Source organism: Paramuribaculum intestinale, from assembly GCF_003024925.1.
In the GTDB taxonomy this organism is placed as follows: Bacteria; Bacteroidota; Bacteroidia; order Bacteroidales; family Muribaculaceae; genus Paramuribaculum; species Paramuribaculum intestinale.
Genome location: NZ_PUED01000325.1, coordinates 1 through 1,649 on the forward strand (window position 1 = coordinate 1; position 1,649 = coordinate 1,649).

Consider the following 1,649-nt stretch of genomic DNA (forward strand, 5'->3'; position numbering starts at 1 on the left):
ATTAAGATATATTTCCATTTTTTACATTCTATTTTGAGCCATAGGGAGTTTACCCCCCCCCAGCATATAGCCGGGAGGGAGCGGAGCAATGCACCCATAACAGATGCGCGGATAGAGCGAAACAATGCGCCCTTAGAGCGGAACTACGCACGGACAGAGCGGGGGCATGCGGAGACAAGGCAGAGACCGGCAGCAGTTTACCACCATCACGATATTTTGAGATGCACCACCACCATGACGGCGCGCGGCACAACGGCTGCGTGCCGTATCGTCGTGTAGCTACATAAACGGGCTGATACACACAGCCATGCCCCGCCCCACGGCGGCCCGCAAATATACTGACTTCTCCTTCCAAGAACAGGGAAATTCTCAATAAAACAAATATCAGGAAAGATTATGAAAAAACTTTTACTAATTCTGATGGCCTTTCTGGCCTTCGCCCCTCCGCATCTACATGCGGAGCTTATAACAACCACCTTTTTTAGTAAAACTGCAACAGAATCACCCAATCTTACATTCGGCGACGGTGCATCTATGAAAGACTGGTCTTCTACCAGTTCTACTGTAAGCTCAAAGTATGTATCGAACACTACAGCATCAAGCTTCAAATATATTTACAGAAACCAAGGATCGTCAGAGAATTTTCTTGATGACTGCCTGATAATGGAGTTTACTAAAACGGCAGGAGCCAAATACAACGCTTTTACGAAATTTGGTCTTGAGATATTCAGGGGCAACACATTTGTAATCAAAGCAAAATATGGTAAAGTACATAGAGTTCAATTATACTATGGTACTGGATATTCCTCGGGTGCGGGTTCAGCATCCGCTGGTACAGCCACAGTAAAACACGCAAAAGATTTACTGACTTTCAACACTGACACAAAGCAGAATCAAGCTGTAATGGTTGTGACCAGTCCGGCAATGTTTCAGACAAGCACGCCAGCTAATCAAAAAGCTAACGAGTATTTCGAATTTACCTACAAAACAACCACAAGCACAAGCTACTATCCTATATATTTTTCGTTGCAGAAAATCATTGTCACATGGGAACCTGTTGAACTACCGAAACCAGGACTACCGACAATAATTGAACCGACAGCAGATTCGGGTGACATTTTCAATAAAGAAACGAATGAATATTCTTACAGTGCGACTCCCCCTGTATTGAAGTTCAATAAAGATACAGCTGCGGACAAACTTGTTTACACGATAAACAATGAAAATATCACAGAAAGTTCCACCGAATACACTGACAACGGAATCGATCTAAGCAGCATAACCACAGCGACGACGATACGCATAGCCGGCGTCAACAGCAAGGGACTTGGCGAAGTACTGACCATCACTGTAAATATCAAAAAACCAGATGCGCCCACACTGGACACCAACGGCATAAACACTACAGACACAAGTGTCTACCCCTACTTTATAGACGGAAAGTATGGGTATATAAGTAAAGTAGCCAACATAAAGATCAACCGCCCGGCGGGTGCTGAAACGGTGTATTACACCACCGACGGCACTCAGCCCAATATATATTCGCGCACACTGGGCGAGGACAATACCATAACACTCAGCGAAACGGTTGTAGGCCAGAAGACCAAAGTCATCTTAACGGCCGCCAACCGCGGAGGCATGAGCACGGA

1 protein-coding gene is annotated in these 1,649 nt (G+C 45.3%); it reads left to right on the top strand.

The features are described from left to right. Positions 1 to 396 precede the first annotated feature (396 nt). The coding region (locus C5O24_RS13875) for a chitobiase/beta-hexosaminidase C-terminal domain-containing protein (protein ID WP_205961131.1) at positions 397 to 1,649 on the top strand (1,253 nt) is incomplete at its 3' end.